This window comes from Shewanella algidipiscicola, from assembly GCF_003605125.1.
Taxonomy (GTDB): Bacteria; Pseudomonadota; Gammaproteobacteria; order Enterobacterales; family Shewanellaceae; genus Shewanella; species Shewanella algidipiscicola.
Window position 1 is genome coordinate 219008 of record NZ_QPQT01000002.1, and the last position, 16753, is coordinate 235760.

13 protein-coding genes are annotated in these 16753 nt (G+C 46.4%); 9 read left to right on the forward strand and 4 right to left on the reverse strand.

The annotated features are described in order from the left end of the window. Positions 1-137: 137 nt before the first annotated feature. Together DVO77_RS03110 and uvrA are read right to left on the reverse strand one after the other, a co-directional pair. On the reverse strand, positions 138-1175 hold the full coding sequence (locus tag DVO77_RS03110) for a M20/M25/M40 family metallo-hydrolase (protein ID WP_119977237.1): 1038 nt from the start codon (positions 1173-1175) through the stop codon (positions 138-140). Between the two features lie 144 nt (positions 1176-1319). Further along, positions 1320-4145, reverse strand: coding sequence for an excinuclease ABC subunit UvrA (uvrA, locus tag DVO77_RS03115; protein ID WP_119977239.1), 2826 nt, complete (start codon positions 4143-4145; stop codon positions 1320-1322). Between the two features lie 227 nt (positions 4146-4372). Between uvrA and DVO77_RS03120 the strand changes: the two genes are divergently transcribed. The 6 genes from DVO77_RS03120 (at position 4373) to DVO77_RS03145 (ending at position 9371) form a co-directional block, all read left to right on the forward strand. Beyond that, a complete protein-coding gene (locus DVO77_RS03120; protein WP_119977241.1) occupies positions 4373-5740 on the forward strand; it encodes an MFS transporter in 1368 nt (455 codons plus the stop codon). Positions 5741-5817: 77 nt separating this feature from the next. Continuing rightward, entirely contained in the window at positions 5818-6498 is a 681-nt protein-coding gene (locus DVO77_RS03125) for a single-stranded DNA-binding protein (RefSeq protein ID WP_119977242.1), read from the forward strand. Between the two features lie 322 nt (positions 6499-6820). Beyond that, the gene (locus DVO77_RS03130; RefSeq protein ID WP_162599159.1) at positions 6821-7219 is read left to right on the forward strand and encodes a curli production assembly/transport protein CsgE; all 399 of its coding nucleotides are present in this window, start codon (positions 6821-6823) and stop codon (positions 7217-7219) included. A gap of 11 nt (positions 7220-7230) precedes the next feature. After that, a complete protein-coding gene (locus tag DVO77_RS03135; RefSeq protein ID WP_110455809.1) occupies positions 7231-7617 on the forward strand; it encodes a curli assembly protein CsgF in 387 nt (128 codons plus the stop codon). After that, positions 7618-8418 carry a CsgG/HfaB family protein gene (locus DVO77_RS03140; RefSeq protein WP_119977244.1) on the forward strand — a complete coding sequence of 267 codons (801 nt, stop codon included), beginning with the start codon at positions 7618-7620 and terminating at the stop codon, positions 8416-8418. Between the two features lie 287 nt (positions 8419-8705). Then, a complete protein-coding gene (locus tag DVO77_RS03145; RefSeq protein ID WP_110455811.1) occupies positions 8706-9371 on the forward strand; it encodes a response regulator transcription factor in 666 nt (221 codons plus the stop codon). A gap of 130 nt (positions 9372-9501) precedes the next feature. On the opposite strand, the gene DVO77_RS03150 is transcribed toward DVO77_RS03145, so the two are convergent. Together DVO77_RS03150 and DVO77_RS03155 are read right to left on the reverse strand one after the other, a co-directional pair. Then, positions 9502-10998 (reverse strand): curlin, encoded by a 1497-nt coding sequence (locus tag DVO77_RS03150; protein WP_119977245.1) that lies wholly within the window; start codon positions 10996-10998, stop codon positions 9502-9504. A 19-nt stretch (positions 10999-11017) separates the two neighbouring features. Further along, positions 11018-11425, reverse strand: coding sequence for a curlin (locus DVO77_RS03155; RefSeq protein WP_119977247.1), 408 nt, complete (start codon positions 11423-11425; stop codon positions 11018-11020). Positions 11426-11908: 483 nt separating this feature from the next. On the opposite strand from DVO77_RS03155, the gene DVO77_RS03160 reads away from it, so the two are divergent. The 3 genes from DVO77_RS03160 (at position 11909) to DVO77_RS03170 (ending at position 16646) form a co-directional block, all read left to right on the forward strand. Next, complete coding sequence (locus DVO77_RS03160; protein ID WP_119977249.1) at positions 11909-14428, forward strand: S8 family serine peptidase; 2520 nt, start codon at positions 11909-11911, stop codon at positions 14426-14428. Between the two features lie 481 nt (positions 14429-14909). After that, positions 14910-15938: an NAD(P)H-quinone oxidoreductase gene (locus DVO77_RS03165; protein WP_119977251.1), complete on the forward strand. Its 1029-nt coding sequence runs from the start codon at positions 14910-14912 to the stop codon at positions 15936-15938. Positions 15939-16223: 285 nt separating this feature from the next. After that, complete coding sequence (locus DVO77_RS03170) at positions 16224-16646, forward strand: hypothetical protein (protein ID WP_119977253.1); 423 nt, start codon at positions 16224-16226, stop codon at positions 16644-16646. Positions 16647-16753 lie beyond the last annotated feature (107 nt).

Consider the following 16753-nt stretch of genomic DNA (forward strand, 5'->3'; position numbering starts at 1 on the left):
TCAGTAAGCCGGTTATTATAGCAGTGAGTTGGGATATTGGCTACCACTTAAGTCTGATTTTTAGTAGTAAACATGGGGCTTTACAGCTAAAATCTATAATTAACAGTGAGTTGTTTTTTAATAAATAACAAATTAATCTATTGTTTTGCTCGGTTATTTAAGAGATAACTGTCGATAATGAGTAGTTCGTAAGCCGTTTCTGTAACAGCCGCTAGAAACTCAATATCTATCTTCGATGCGATGTCACTGGTCTGATGATAATCGCTATGGGGTGGTATACCAAAATAGAGCCAAGGAAGCTTGGCCTGATGAAACGAATAATGATCTGACGATCTTAACCAGTCTATCCTTTGTATTGTTTTGCCTGCTTCGGGCGGGTGATTGGCTCTGATACATAAGCCTACCGCTTGCATTAAATGTTGTTGGAGTGCTGCAAATTGGCTAAAGTTTCTGCGCCCCTCTAGATAGATGGTGTGATAGCGGTCGGGGCGTCCAACCATATCTAAGTTAATTGCCAATTCAATCTGTGACATCGAAGGTTGGCTGTTGTTATCTTGTAGCATGGCGACTAAGGCTTGGCTGCCATATAGCCCTTGCTCTTCTGCATCGGTAGCGATAAAGAGTAAATTTGTGGGCCGTTGTTGGCTTTTGGCGTGCTCAGCCAGCGCCAGCATGGCTGCGATCCCCGAGGCATTGTCGTCGGCGCCCGGGTAAAGCTTACTGCCTCTCATGCCTAAATGATCATAGTGGGCGACAATCAGCCGCCATTGACCGCTAGCATGAGTTGCAGGCAGCATACCGATGAGGTTGACACCTTGGCGTTCAGTAAACTGATATTGATAGCTAAAGTGCTGTTCGAACGGGTTGTGGTGTTTGGCTGGTGCCATGGTGAGTGGAGCGAGGGAGCTTGACCAGGGGAGTAATCCCGCCTGTTGCATACGTAAGATAAGATAGTCGCGAGTCAACGCCGCACCGGGAGTCATAGTTTTGCGCCCTGCAAAAGCGGGCGAACTTAATCTGGTGACATCCTCGAGTAGCAGAGTCTGATTGCTCCAGGTGAGTGGTAAAGGGCGGCGGCAAGTGTTGCCTGTACTGCTACATCCGAGTAGGAGCAGCGTAAAGGTGAAATAGAGTGAGATGAGCGTAATGATGCGAGCAGGATTGAGCACTCTCATGGGCACTGGACACCTAGCTTGGGTGGTGGTCTAGGCTATAACTTAGCCGTAATCCATTGGTAAAGACAGCCAAAGCCAGAATTTTATCATTCTGGCTTTGGCGCTTATCAAGAGCAATTATCTATAACAAGGACGCGAGCAGGTTTAAGCCTCGAGCAAAGGCTTAAGGAAGCGCGCGGTATGGGAGGTTGGATGCTCAGCTACTTGCATAGGTGTACCACTGACCAAAATGGTGCCGCCGCCAGAGCCCCCTTCAGGGCCAAGATCGATGATCCAATCGGCGGTTTTGATCACATCGAGATTGTGTTCAATCACTACTATGGTGTTACCGTGAGCCTTGAGACGGTGCAGTACATCGAGTAAGAGCTGAATATCAGCAAAGTGTAAGCCTGTGGTCGGCTCATCTAGGATATACAAGGTCTTGCCTGTGTCGCGTTTTGACAACTCTTTGGCCAGTTTGACACGCTGTGCCTCACCACCTGAGAGGGTGGTTGCACTCTGGCCAAGGCCGATATAAGACAGACCAACCTCCATTAAGGTTTGTAGCTTACGGGCAATGGCGGGTACGGCATCGAAGAACTCGCGGGCTTCCTCAACGGTCATCTCTAACACTTCGTGAATATTTTTACCCTTATAACGCACCTCTAAGGTTTCACGGTTATAGCGTTTACTCTTACAGCTATCGCACGGCACATACACATCGGGGAGGAAGTGCATCTCGACTTTGATCAGACCATCGCCCTGACAGGCTTCACAGCGTCCACCTTTGACGTTAAAGGAGAAACGCCCGGGTTTATAGCCACGGGTTCTGGCTTCTTGGGTCGCGGCGAATAGCTCACGAATAGGGGTAAAGATGCCGGTATAAGTGGCTGGGTTCGATCGTGGTGTACGGCCAATGGGACTTTGATCGATATCGACCACTTTATCGCAATGATCCATCCCCTCTATTCGTTTGTAAGGGGCGGGTTCATCGACGGTGGCACCATTTAGTTGACGATGAGCGATCTTATAAAAGGTGTCGTTGATAAGCGTTGATTTACCAGAGCCAGATACCCCGGTCACGCAGGTAAACAGACCTACGGGTATGGTTAAATCAACATTTTTTAAGTTGTTGCCAGTTGCGCCAAACAGCTCGATGACTTGCTTTGGATTATATTGAGCTGGCGTTTCGCTGATGTGGATCTGCTTAGTGCCAGAGATATATTGTCCGGTTATCGAGTCTTTACAGTTGATGATGTCATCTAAGCTGCCATCACAAATCACTTGGCCACCATGAACCCCCGCGCCTGGGCCAATATCTATGATGTGATCCGCCATGCGGATTGCATCTTCATCATGTTCGACCACGATAACGGTATTACCTAGATCTCTAAGATGAATCAGGGTTTGCAGTAAGCGTTCGTTATCACGCTGATGCAAACCTATGGAGGGCTCATCGAGAACATACATCACCCCAACAAGACCGGCGCCAATCTGGCTAGCGAGACGAATACGCTGTGCCTCCCCGCCAGACAAGGTGTCGGCAGAGCGTGATAGGCTCAAATAGTTAAGCCCGACATTGACCAAGAAGCCTAAACGATCGCGCACCTCTTTTAAGATCTTTTCGGCAATTTGCGCGCGCTGACCTGTAAGAGATAGCTGCTCAAAATAGCTCATCGCCTCGCCAATTGACCATTCGGTGAGTGTTGGCAGATTAAGATCTTCAATAAATACATTACGCGCCTCTTCGCGCAGACGCGAACCACCACAGCTATTACAGGCCTGCGTGTTAATGTATTTGGCCAGCTCTTCGCGCACCGAATTTGATTCGGTCTCGCGATAGCGTCTGTCCATATTGTTTAAGATCCCCTCGAAAGGGTGGTTGCGCACCACGACATCACCGCGATCATTGATGTACTTAAACGCGATACTCTCTTTACCTGATCCATGTAGCACGATACGGCGAATTTTATCGCTGAGCTGCTCATAGGGCACTTCGACATCAAACTTATAGTGCTCGGCCAATGAACTGAGCATCTGGAAATAGTAAAAGTTGCGTCTATCCCAGCCGCGGATCGCACCGCCAGCAAGGGATAACTCAGTGTTGGTTATCACGCGCTCGGCATCAAAAAACTGCTGCACCCCTAGACCATCACAGGTGGGGCAGGCACCAGCCGGATTGTTAAATGAGAAGATACGTGGTTCGAGCTCGGCCATAGAGTATCCACAATGTGGACAGGCAAAATTGGCAGAAAACAACAGCTCTTCTAGATCACCGTCCATAGAGGCGACAGTGGCGATACCGCCAGAAAGCTCAAGGGCCGTTTCAAATGACTCGGCTAAGCGTTGACCTATGTCGTCACGTACCTTAAAGCGATCAACCACCACTTCAATGGTGTGCTTAACGTGCAATTCAAGCGTTGGCGGATCGGACAGATCGCACACTTCACCATCGATACGGGCGCGAATAAACCCTTGTGCCGCTAGACTCTCGAGTAACTTTACGTGCTCACCCTTGCGATCGTTAATCACAGGTGCGAGCAGCATCAAGCGGCTGCCCTCTGGCATTTCTAATACTTTATCGACCATCTGGCTAACGGTTTGCGCCGCCAATGGCTGATTGTGGGTGGGGCATCTTGGCTCACCGACACGGGCAAACAGTAATCTTAGGTAATCGTAGATTTCGGTAATAGTGCCCACGGTTGAACGCGGGTTATGAGAGGTGGATTTTTGCTCGATAGAGATGGCCGGGCTTAGGCCTTCAATATGATCAACATCGGGCTTTTCCATCAAGCTTAAAAACTGACGAGCATACGCAGAGAGGGATTCGACGTAACGACGTTGTCCTTCTGCATACAGGGTATCGAAGGCTAATGATGATTTACCCGAGCCCGATAGGCCGGTGATGACGATCAGCTTGTCCCTTGGGATTGTCAGGTTGATGTTTTTTAGATTGTGGGTGCGGGCGCCACGAACTTCAATCTTGTCCATCTGTCTCTCTGATTGGCCGAATAAAAAAGAGACTGATTATCGCATAAAAATTGTCTCAGGTCATAGCCAGCTCACACAAAAGCGCTAGGGGAAATGTTGACGAGCAATTATAGCTTTGTGATTGAATAGCTACATATACATCGCATCTTATATTTTTCTTTTTGAGCTAAATCCACGCTTCGTGATAACATGCGCGACTTATTTTTGTATTCATATCAGGGCGAAAAATGGCCAATAATGGACTGTCTAAGACTGAGAAAAAAGTCGCATTTTCGTTAGCCAGTGTATTTGGTTTGCGCATGATGGGCTTGTTTATGATCATGCCTGTGTTTGCGCTTTATGGACAACACTTACAGGGCTTTTCGCCATTATGGGTGGGGATAGCCATAGGGGCATATGGTTTAACTCAGGCCGTGTTGCAGATCCCTATGGGGATCTTGTCAGACAAATATGGGCGTAAGCCAATTATTTTAATAGGCTTGTTGGTATTTGCTATCGGCAGCGTGGTTGCAGCCATGGCGGACTCTATTTATGGGGTGGTTGCCGGGCGCGCTATGCAGGGGATGGGCGCAATTGCTGCGGCCGTTTTAGCCTTAGCAGCCGATTTAACTCGCGATGAACAGCGCACTAAAGTGATGGCGATTATTGGTATGTGTATCGGTTTCTCTTTTGCGCTCTCTTTGCTGGTTGGCCCGATTGTCGCGCAGCACCTTGGATTATCAGGGTTATTCGCCATGACAGCAGGTTTGGCGTTACTGGGCATGGTGATAGTGCAGTTATTAGTGCCCAATCCCATTAGCCAAGCGCCAAAAGGCGATACGGTTGCCGCGCCGGCCAAGCTTAAAGCCATGCTTAAAGATCCACAGCTGTTTAGGCTTGACGCTGGTATTTTTATTTTGCATTTGGTGTTAACTGCAGTGTTTGTCGCCTTACCGCTGGATTTAGTCGATGCGGGGTTAGTCAAAGAAAAGCACTGGATGCTCTATTTTCCTGCTTTTATCGGCGCGTTTTTCCTTATGGTGCCGCTGATCATCATTGGCGTGAAAAAGAAAAACACCAAGGCCACCTTTCAAATTGCCCTGTTAATCATGATGGTAGCACTTGCTTCCATGGCATTATTTGCTAATAGCTTAGTGGTGCTAAGCGCTGCGATCGTGCTGTTTTTTACTGGGTTTAACTATCTTGAAGCCTCACTGCCGAGCTTGATTGCTAAATTTTGCCCGGTAGGGGATAAAGGCTCAGCCATGGGCGTGTATTCGACCAGCCAATTTTTAGGGGCATTTTGTGGTGGTTTACTCGGCGGCGGTGCTTACCAGTGGGTCGGCGCGGCGGGGGTGTTTGCCGTAGCATTCGGCTTGATGTTTATTTGGCTACTATTAACCTTAGGCATGGAGAATCCCGTGCTGTTAAAGAGCTATACATTAGAAGCCGAAGTTGAAGGTAAAGAGCAGGCTAGATCCATGGCGACCGAGCTGTCACAGCTTCCAGGCGTCGTTGAAGCTATCGTGGTACTTGAGGAGAAAGTCGCTTATTTGAAAGTTGATGAGCATTTCGATTTGAGACAAGCGCGAGCTGTGTTAGGCTCTGTCAATTAACTGTTTGGGACTTGAGTAGACCTCACCCGTTAAGCAGTATTTATATTAGATTTGTAAGAATATCGCAGGAGATTTCAATGGCCAGTCGTGGTGTCAATAAGGTAATTTTGGTCGGTAACTTAGGGAAAGACCCTGAAGTACGCTACATGCCAAATGGCAATGCCGTAGCCAACTTTACAGTGGCGACCAGTGAGTCTTGGAAAGACCAGCAGGGTCAAGTGCAAGAGCGTACAGAATGGCACAACATCGTCATGTATCGCCGCTTAGCGGAGATCGCGGGCGAGTACCTAAAGAAAGGCTCTAAAGTTTACCTCGAAGGCAAACTGCAAACCAGCAAGTGGCAAGATCAGCAAACTGGCCAAGATCGTTACAAAACTGAAATTAATGCCAGTGAAATGCAGATGTTAGACAGCCGTGGTCAAGGTGGTCAGCAAGGCGGTATGGGGCAAAGTGCAGGTGGTTATGCGCCACAGCAAAATCAATATGCACCGCAAGCTCAAGGTGCCCCGGCTGCTCGTCCAGCACCTCAGCAAGCTGCGCCGCAGCAACAAGGTTATGGAGCACCGCAACAAGCCGCTCCTCAGCAAGGTTACGGTGCGCCACAGCAGCAAACGGCTCCAGCAACACCCGCTTATGCTCCTAAGCCTCAAGTGGCTCCGCAGCAGCAAGAGGCGCCACAGCAGCGTCCAGCGCCGCAGCCACAGCAAAACTTTACTCCAGATTTGGATGATGGTTGGGATGACGATATCCCGTTTTAGATCCCAGTTATTATAGTTATGTAAGATTAACTAGTATAAGTAACCTAAACCCAGCATAAAAGCTGGGTTTTTTATTGCTTAAATTTTACGGCAGTTAGCCACAACCCTAGTCGTTATCGACTTTCCTGCATTACCCGAAAGTATTACTCCTTTATGCTAGATTTTTATCAGGTAGCCCATTGGTAAGGTTTTGGGCTGCCAAAAAATGATAATTGCTGCTAGCGTAAGCCCCTTAAAACGTATTTTGCGTAGGTGTTGGGCATGTGCGCTGCTGTAGCCCTTAGCCAATGTCAAGTTGCGATGTTACAGGGGCGGTATGATGATGCGAACCAAGTTTTCGGCGCTACTACTATTAATATTGTGCTGTGTTACACCTATTCAGGCGCAAGACAATGATATAGAGATTAGTGGTTTAGTGATTGACCGTACGGTAACTCGTTTCGGGAAGGACTTTGTATTTTACTACGCCAGTTATTGGCGTGATCTGCCTTTCACTCAAGGGTTCAATGTCACCTTGTATGAAACGGTATTCCCTCAGGCTGGGACCTTACTTACGCTGGAAGTTAATGGCGTTACCATCTACAAAACCCATTTTGGTCGTAGAGCTAGCCCAATTAAAGAGCGGGCTGAGCAGGCCATTTTGTTGACAATCGATTATCTTGCGCAGGCAAGAGCAAATGCTATCACCGGTGAACTGGCTGATAAAAATCAAGGATATTAGGAATAATCATAATGAATAACAGGATGTTAATAGCTTCTATACTACTTTTATCTAGTTCAGTTTCGGCGACTGAACTGGTCTATACCCCGATTAATCCGAGTTTTGGCGGCTCGGCATTGAATGGCTCTTACCTGCTTAATAAAGCCAATGCACAAAATGATAATACGGCTGGCAGTAACGAAAAGGATTTTATCACGCGCTTTAAAGAATCATTGGAGCGTAATATTCTCAATACCATTACCCGTGGAGTTGCTAATGGTGATATCACCGATGGTACATACGATACTGGTGAGTTTAGGATTGAGGTGGCCTCAATCGGTGGTGGGGTGATGTTGACCATCACCAACTTAACGACAGGTGAGGTTACCGTGATTGAAATGCCAGTTTACGGGGGATAGATGATGAGACAAGTTAGTATCTTACTCTTGAGTTTAAGTCTATCGGCATGCAGCTTACTGCCTAAACCTGAGCTGAATATTACTGAAGCTGAAATTAATCCCATTAGTAGCACGATGCAGGATTTAATCGCCAAACCAGGCCCTAAATACACCATTCCAGTAGCAGTTTACTCGTTTCGAGATCAGACGGGACAATATAAGCCACAGCAAAATGTCAGCTCATTCTCTACGGCGGTGACTCAGGGGGCCACCTCAATGTTGGTACAGACCTTGTTAGACTCTAAGTGGTTTATGCCTGTCGAGCGAGAGGGGTTACAGAACCTGTTAACCGAACGTAAAATCACTAAGAATCAAGCGCCCAAAGTGAGTAATGATGATGTGCCGCAATTGACCAATGCCCGGTTACTCTTAGAGGGGGGGATCATCAGTTACGAGACTAACATTAGTACCGGTGGCGCAGGGGTCGAATATTACGGTATTGGTGCCTCTGAAATGTACCGTGAAGATCAAGTGACGATTTATCTTCGAGCCGTCGATGTGCATACAGGAAAAGTGATGATGTCGGTGTCGACCACTAAGCGAGTGTTTTCGCAGGAGATGCGTGCAGGCTTGATGCGTTTTACCAGCTTAAATCGTTTGGCAGAGGCTGAGGTGGGTTTTACGACCAATGAACCTGTACAGTTTTGTGTCTTACAAGCCATTGAGTTGGCAGTGTCAGAGTTAGTCGATAAAGGGATTAAAATGGGCTACTGGAGTCCGTCGGAAGCATCAATAGCGGATGCCAATCCGTTATCTTCTTGATTTTTTTATTAAAATGGTGCGGCAGATACATATTGTTTGCCACACCATTGTTTATCATTTCACTTCAACTTAACTTCTTCTTTTATCTTTAATCTTATCTAATTGGGGCTTAGTTGAGTATCGCTATATCGTGTCAGGCAAGGTTAGATGTATCCGTGTTGCATGATTGTTAACCGTTGGTGTTTTCTGTATCGTTATGTATCATCTGTGGCGGTAGCTAATGTTAACTTGGGCATCAGTGATCCAATAAGCCTTGTTAGGCTGTGTTAATTCAGGGAGAGAATTTAATGAGTAATATCGATGAACTTGTTTTTATTCATCAAGTAGCTGCACCGTGTCATTTAGCCGTTTTAGCCGAGTCTATCGGTATCAATACCCAAGTGATCAAAAAGCCTGCCGAATTGGTTGTAGCTCAAGATCGTCGCCGCTTGTTTTTGGTGTCACAAAAAGGGGCTGCACTTGACAGTAAAGGTATCCCGTTAATGGCCGCTCGGTTAATTTCTCAAGGCCCTGTGGCGTTATATCAAGTTGATCGGCAAACCTTAGATGCCAGATCGGCGCTGTTATTAGGCATTAAAGGTTTGCTGTTTGATGATCAAGGCATGGATCTATTATTAACGGGTTTAAACAAGATGATAGATAATGAACTTTGGTATGACAGAGTGTTAATTAGTGAGGCGTTTAATCATCTAGTTAAGAAGCTAGATTCTCGTGATGAAATGCCTGCTGATACAGTATCTATGTTGCAAATGCTAACGGCGCGCGAGCGTATGATCATTCAGTTGGTGGCTAGTGGAGCGCGGAATAAAGAGATTGCTCATCAACTTTGCATTAGCGAACATACCGTTAAGGCTCATATCTCTTCTATTTTTAGAAAAACCCAGTCGCGCAATCGCGTAGAACTCTTGCGTTGGGCACAGAGTCATCAAGCACATTTTGAGTTTAGAACTTAGTCATTTTAACCCACAATAAATAACCCATTTTGGTTGCTAGGTATCTCTATTTATTGAGGTATAAAAAAGTATTCAGCGATAATAAAAAGGAGCCTAAAGGCTCCTTTTTAGGTTAGCCGATACAACTACTTTAGTTTTGTACGATAGTGGCTACGTTAAAGTCACCAATTTGGGTTGCGTTGATAACGTTATTCATACCCGTTTGTGAGCCTTCTACTAAGTTGTCATTACCGGTTTGTGCAATGGTGAGACTGTTTGCATCACCCGATACCTTGAAAGAACTCACCCCCTCGTTACCACCAACCCAGTTACCGCTACCTGTTTGAGTGATTGAGGCAAAGTTTTCATCACCTGTGATGATCAAATCAACTAAGTTAAGTTCACCATCTTGCGACACAGTAACATCGGTATTTTCAAAACCCGCAACTGAAACAATAGCTTCATTAAATCCAATACCATCTTGATTCACATCGACTTCGTTATCATCACCAATGGTTTCTACGAAGGCGAAGTTGTCGTCACCTTCTTGAGACACTTCAATGTCGTTATCTTCGCCAGCAGCAAACGCATGGATTTGGTTGTTATTGCCTGTAGAAGAGAGATCAAAGTCGTTATCATCGCCAGCATAAGCACCAAAAGCGGCATAGTTGTTATCCCCTTTTTGGTCTAAATCAACGTCGTTACTGTCTGTCGTGATTTCAAATTCAGCTAAGTTGTTATCACCTTCTTGAATGATATCAATGCGGTTGTCACTGCCATCGATAACCGCGACATAGGAATCACCTACTGAGTTACCAAAGCCTTCTTGGCGGACAGATACATTATTATCATCACCCGTGCTGAACTGCAGTACCACGTTGTTGAAAGCCCCGTTTTGGTCAAACTCGATGTCGTTGTCAGACCCTTCTAAAGCATAGATAAAGCCAGTGTTGAAGATACCTTCTTGAGTCATTTCAATGGTGTTATCATCGCCGTTGATACCACGAACACCGGCTAGGTTTAAATCACCATTTTGGGTCAGGCTTACATCATTGTTATTGCCGATATTAGGGCTGAAGTCGAGCGCGATCATCCCTGCTTGGTTTGAGCTACCGTTCTGAATGATGGTGCCATCGTTATCGTTACCTTGAACGCGAAATACGCTGAAGTTTTCGTCACCGTCTTGGCTCACATCTGTGCTGTTATTATCACCAATGAGCTCAATATTCGATTCGTTTAATGAGCCAGTTTGAGAGACTGTGGTCTGGTTATCATTTCCGGTGATTTCAATGGTACTTTGGTTCCAAAAAACCGACTGAGTCACACTGGCGTCGTTGCCATCGCCCTCTATAGTGATATCCGATACGTGCCAGTCATCGGTTTGCTCTGTCGCCACTGTGTTGTCATTACCACGGCTATCAATATAAGACTCGTGCCAATCACCGTTTTGGGTGACGCTGGCCGCTTGTGCTGCCCCTTCTTGATTGACATCGGCGATATTAAGATCACCCGTTTGCAGTACAATTGCGTCTTGTTCTACACCGTTTTGCTTGACGGTAGCTTCATTGCTAGTGCTTGCAAAAGCCTGAGTACTTAAGCTTGCGGTGATAGCTAATGCGATTAACGATTTTTTGATTTGCGGTGTCATGATTTGACGCTCCCTGTATTTAATATTGCGTTATTGTGATTGCTGCACCATCGGCAATCTGTTCAATTGAAAAATTAGCGCTTCCTAGCTGGTTGAGCTGTACTACATTCTCGTTACCAATTTGGGTGATGTTGGCTTGGTTATCGAATCCGGCCTGCAGAAGCTCTACCTCATTATCTTGACCGTATTGCATCACCTGAGCCTGATTACCGCTCCCCACCTGGAGTAGGTTGGTGATATTGCCTTCACCCGACTGATTTAGGTATGCATGGTTTAATACACCTAATTGGGTTAGCTTGATGGCATTTTCTCGTCCAGAGCTTTCAAGTAGAGTTTGCAGTGTTATTGGAAGGGCGTTTAGCCCACTATCAAGCTCAGTTGCTTGGCTAGCGACTGAGATCAATATGAGGGCAATCGTGGCTCCCATTCGGTTAACTACTGACACGTAACACTCCTTAAGCTTTCGATATAAATAAAGAAAAGCAGCTTCTTTATTTACGTTCACTGATGAAATACATAGCTAGCTGCTAGCTAGGCATCCTATTCAGCGTTAGATAGTCAAGGTACAGGGCTGCCAGAGCGCTGCAATCAGAAAAAGGTCTACTTATTGTGGCAGGCTACAACGTCGATACCTTACCGTTTAATGATTTTTAGTTGTTGATATTTAAGGCTTAAAGGCTTTGTCGGCGTTAGGTTTACTTGGTAAGGCCTAGCCCATGTTACTAGTAGTTAAGGATTAAAGCGTCGCAAGCCTCTTTTCTAATCTTGGCTTATGTGGCAACAATCTCCGCGTTAACTCTCGCCGGCGATTCGCTGAGGATTAGGGTGTCAATTGATGACAACCTAACGGCTTGGTCGATGTATGGAGTACCGGTTCGTAAAATATAAAGGACTAATAGGAAACGTGTTTATGATAAACAAACTGACACCTTTAACAGCGGCGATTGCCGGTATTATCGCTGTTTCAGCCGCCCCAGCGCTCGCCAAAACGTCCATTCAGCATGAGTATGTAAAAGACTCGCTGTTAGTGGTTTATAAAGACAATGCCACGCCAAGTGAGCGTGCCTCGGCTCAGCATCTCGTTAACGCGACAATTCGTGATGCAAATGCTGACGGAGTGGATGACCGCTTCGCTAAATTACTCAATGGTAAGCTGGCTCGATTGTCATTACGTAAAGGCACAGATATCGATCAAGCAATTAAGCTTATTAGTCGCCATCCTGCGGTAAAGTACGCTGAGCCAAACTATGTTATTAAGGTAAGCGGTACGCCTGATGATCCTAATTTCTCATCGTTATGGGGGTTAAATAATACTGGGCAAGATGGCGGTACAGCCGATGCCGATATTGATGCTCCTGAGGCGTGGGATATCACCACAGGTGATAGTCATATCGTCATCGGCGTGATTGATAGTGGCGTAGATTATAACCACCCTGATCTGCAAGCGAATATGTGGGTTAACCCAGGGGAGATCGCTGGCAATGGTATCGATGATGATGGCAATGGCGTGATCGATGATATTTATGGTTACAGTGCTGTCAATGACAATGGTGACCCTATGGACAGTAATGGTCACGGCACTCACGTGTCAGGCACTATCGGTGCCACAGGTAATAATGGCGTTGGTGTAGTCGGAGTTAACTGGGATGTCAGTATTATTGGTTGTCAGTTCCTCGATGCTGACGGTTTTGGCTCTACCGCGGGCGCCATTGCTTGTATCGATTACATGACTGATTTAAAAATTAATCATGGGGTAAACATCAAAGCCACTAACAACTCTTGGGGTGGTGGTGCATTTAGTCAGGCATTGAAAGATGCAATTAACGCTGGTGGTGAAGCCGGTATTTTGTTTGTTGCCGCCTCGGGTAATGATGGCAAAGATAATGATGCCGTACCTAGCTACCCAGCAAGTTACGAGTCGGATGTCGTCTTTGCCGTTGCCAACACTAACCGTAATGACAATATGTCGGGTACTTCGCAGTATGGGTTAACCAGTGTTGATATGGGCGCACCCGGCAGCTCAATCTTATCGACGGTTCCTGGCGGTGGCTATGCCTCTTATTCTGGTACTTCGATGGCATCTCCTCATGTTGCGGGGGCCGCGGCTCTTGTTTGGTCCATTAACCCAGATCTAAGCCCGGTCGAGATGAAAGAGTTGCTGATGATCTCTGGCGACGCTAATGCGGCGCTTACTGGTAAAACGGTGGCTGGTACTCGTCTAAATGTGGCTAATGCACTTGAACAAGCTAATCCTGAGCCGGGTTACCGCTTTACGGTAACCCCGATGACACAAAGGGTTGAGGCTGGCAGCGCGGTCAGTTATGACTTTAGTGTGGGTAGCGTAGCAGGTTGGGATGGTGAGGTCGCGCTGACCGTTGAAACGACACCTGCACTCAATGGCGTGTCACTTTCATCATCGACAGTAGGCGCTGGTGATGACTTTACCCTAAATGTCGCCACTGAAGCTGAAGCGGCGTGGGGAGATTATCAAATAGTCGTGACTGGTGATGATGGGGCAACGGTGAAGTCAAAAGTGGTTTCATTGTCTGTCTATCCACAAGGGTTGAATGATATTCCTTATGACAACGAGGAGGTTACTGCGATTCCTGATGATAATTCTGAGGGGATCACCAGCATTATTAATGTTGCCGATCCTGTTTTTGTATTTGGTTTAACAGCCGATGTGAATATTACTCATACTTGGATTGGCGATCTTGTGGTTAAGCTAACGTCTCCTGCTGGCACCGAAGTGGTGTTACATAATCGAGATGGCGGCAGTGCTGATGATATTGTTAAGTCATGGGTGCTAAGTGACTTCGATGGCGAAATGGCGACAGGCGACTGGACCTTATCGATTACCGATAATGTTAGCGGAGACACGGGAACCCTTAATAATTGGGGATTAGTGATCACTGCATTAGGTGACGCTGCACCAGCTGCTCCTGTAGCAAGCTTTGAGTATGCTATTGAAGGGCTCGATGTTAACTTTAGCAACACCAGTACCGACATTAACGATGATATTGTGAGCTATCAATGGGACTTTGGTGACGGTGCTGGCTTGTCTAGTGAAATGAATCCAATGTACAGCTATGCGGGTGCTGGTGTGTATACCGTTACACTAATGGTCACTGATAGCGAAGGTAGAACCGACACTTATTCAAACGATATCGAGTTATTTGAGCGTGCTGTTAGCGCAAGTGAGGTTCGAACTAAGCTTTCGCGTCGAGGCAGCGCCATGGTTGATCTCAACTGGGACGGTGCAATAGGCGAGTCTGTTGTTATCTACCGCAATGGCGAAGCGATCGCCACAACGGCTAACGATGGTAATTACCGTGACCGTTTTAGCACTGTGGAAGGCGAGGCATTTGGCTATGTTATCTGTGAAACCGATAGCAACTTGTGCTCTGATATTATTACGGTGCAGTTCTAGTTTATTGGTAACGCTAGTTCATTCACGATTGCCACTTTAGCGTTGTAACACTGAGTGTTAAAACGCTCCTTAAAGCAATAATGCTTATGATCTAAAATGCGCTTATTTAAAGCGGCCTACGGGCCGCTTTTTTATTGCTTCAGTGAGGAACGTTAAATAAGATCCGCCAGATAAATAATTAAAATGTATTAAAAATAAGATGATATAAAATTATTTCTCCCAGAGAACAGGCTAAATAAGGCTTGATGGTGTCAATAGTGTTATGTTTTTGAATGTAGAGGGTTGAATTGCCCATTACTGAGACACATTTTATTATCGCGCCGGTATGAACAGGCTTAACCTTAGGTTAAGGCGAGCAGATTTGCCTTATCATTATGCACCTATCTCTATGCTGACGCTGAGCGATAAACAGCATTAAGTGTCAACCATAGCCATTGGTGACTTAGTGCTTGTCACCCACATTAATCGAAGAGAGTCATCTATGAATAAACGTAAGCTATCTTGCCTGCAGGCGCATGTTAGTCACCCTGGCGAGGCTGAGGTGATCTCTTTGACTCAGGGGGAGGTGGCGTTACCTGCACCCGATCAGGTATTGATTAAGGTGCACTATGCTGGGGTTAATGGCCCCGATATCGCTCAGCGTAAAGGGCTTTATCCTGCACCAGAGGGCGCTAGCCCAGTATTAGGCCTTGAAGTGTCGGGTACCATTGTCGCCCTCGGGGAGTCGGTAACGCAGTGGCGTATTGGCGATAAGGTTTGTGCCTTGGTGCCTGGTGGTGGTTATGGCGAACTGGTGGTGACTTGGGCTGCTCATTGCTTACCTATCCCTAACGGGCTTAATTTGGCACAAGCGGCGGCGCTGCCCGAGACATTTTTTACCGTGTGGGGGCATCTATTTATGCGCGGTGGTTTGCAAGCTGGAGAGACTGTGCTAATTCACGGTGGCTCGGGCGGTATAGGTTCAGCTGCGATAGCCCTAGCTAAGCAATTGGGTGCTAAGGTTATCGCCACCTCTTCAAGCCAGCAAAAGTGTCAGTATTGCCTCGATTTAGGCGCCGATCACGCGCTTAATTACCGAGATGACACATTACTCGAGCAGATTTTAGCTATTGCTCCTGATGGTGTCGATGTTGTGCTCGACATGGCCTCGGGCGATATGATTAATCTTAATTTGAAAGCGCTAAGGCTCGAGGGGCGTTTAGTCACCATAGCACTGTTACGCGGCGCAACGGCGAATGTCGATGTGTTTCGCTTAATGGCTAAGCGTATTACCTGGACAGGCGCCACACTTAGACCGCAATCGGTGGCGGCGAAGGCAAAAATAGCTGATGCATTGCGTGAGCAAGTGTGGCCCTTATTTGCTACTTCCTCAGCCCAGCCTCTGGTGCCTCAGCTGTTTGCCGAGTTTGCTTTTAGTGAGGTAGTTGCGGCGCACCGTTTGATGGAGTCTGGTCAACACACAGGTAAAATAGTGCTTAAGATGGCTGCGGCAGGTGAATTATCGGGTTAGCAGCGAAGCGACGGCACGATAGAACTTGATGGTGCTTAGGCTTAGAAAAAACTTGAATAACTGATTTGATCGGCTAAATTCGATATTAGTATCGATAGAATGCACAATTTGATAGCAATTAGATGAAATAGATCGATTTGGCTATTGATTTCTGCCGATATTTATTAAGAATGTGCGCAAGCATCGCTGCAGAATATTTCTGCGTGGTGACAATGACTAAGCTAACGAAATTGTCAGCTTAATAACTTTATATTGGTATGTGTTGATTTAAGGGTATTAGCATATATGTATGACACTTCTACAGAATCTGTCTGGTATGGTGAGCTTCGTACTGCACGAGGTAACACCATTCTCATTCATGATAAAGAATTCCCTGAAGCCTCAGCGGGACGCGTTTATCTTTACAACACGGCAAGAGATGCCGTGATTGAATATGCAGTTGATATCGTTAAGGTAAATCTGCATGACCTTACGGATGAGGAGATCAAAGCCGCGAAAGCTGAATATGATGCTAAATGGCAGGTTACCCGAGAGCAGTTTATGCGCCAGCATTCTGCCTGGGTTGAAGCTATTCATGCTAAGCCAGCGCCGGCCCCTAAGAAAGTGAAAATTGATGTCGATGTTGATTCTGATGACGACGATGACGTCGAGCTGGAAGTCGATAGTCTCGATGATGATGGCTTCGACGATTGGTCGGATGACGATTAAAATTAAGTGTTAACTTGTATCAACCCGCTTGTCAGTTAGGTATAAGGTTTGATGTTCGTGTTTGTCATTTGGGTATGAGGTTCTAGCGTAACTAGGGCCTCTGCCTA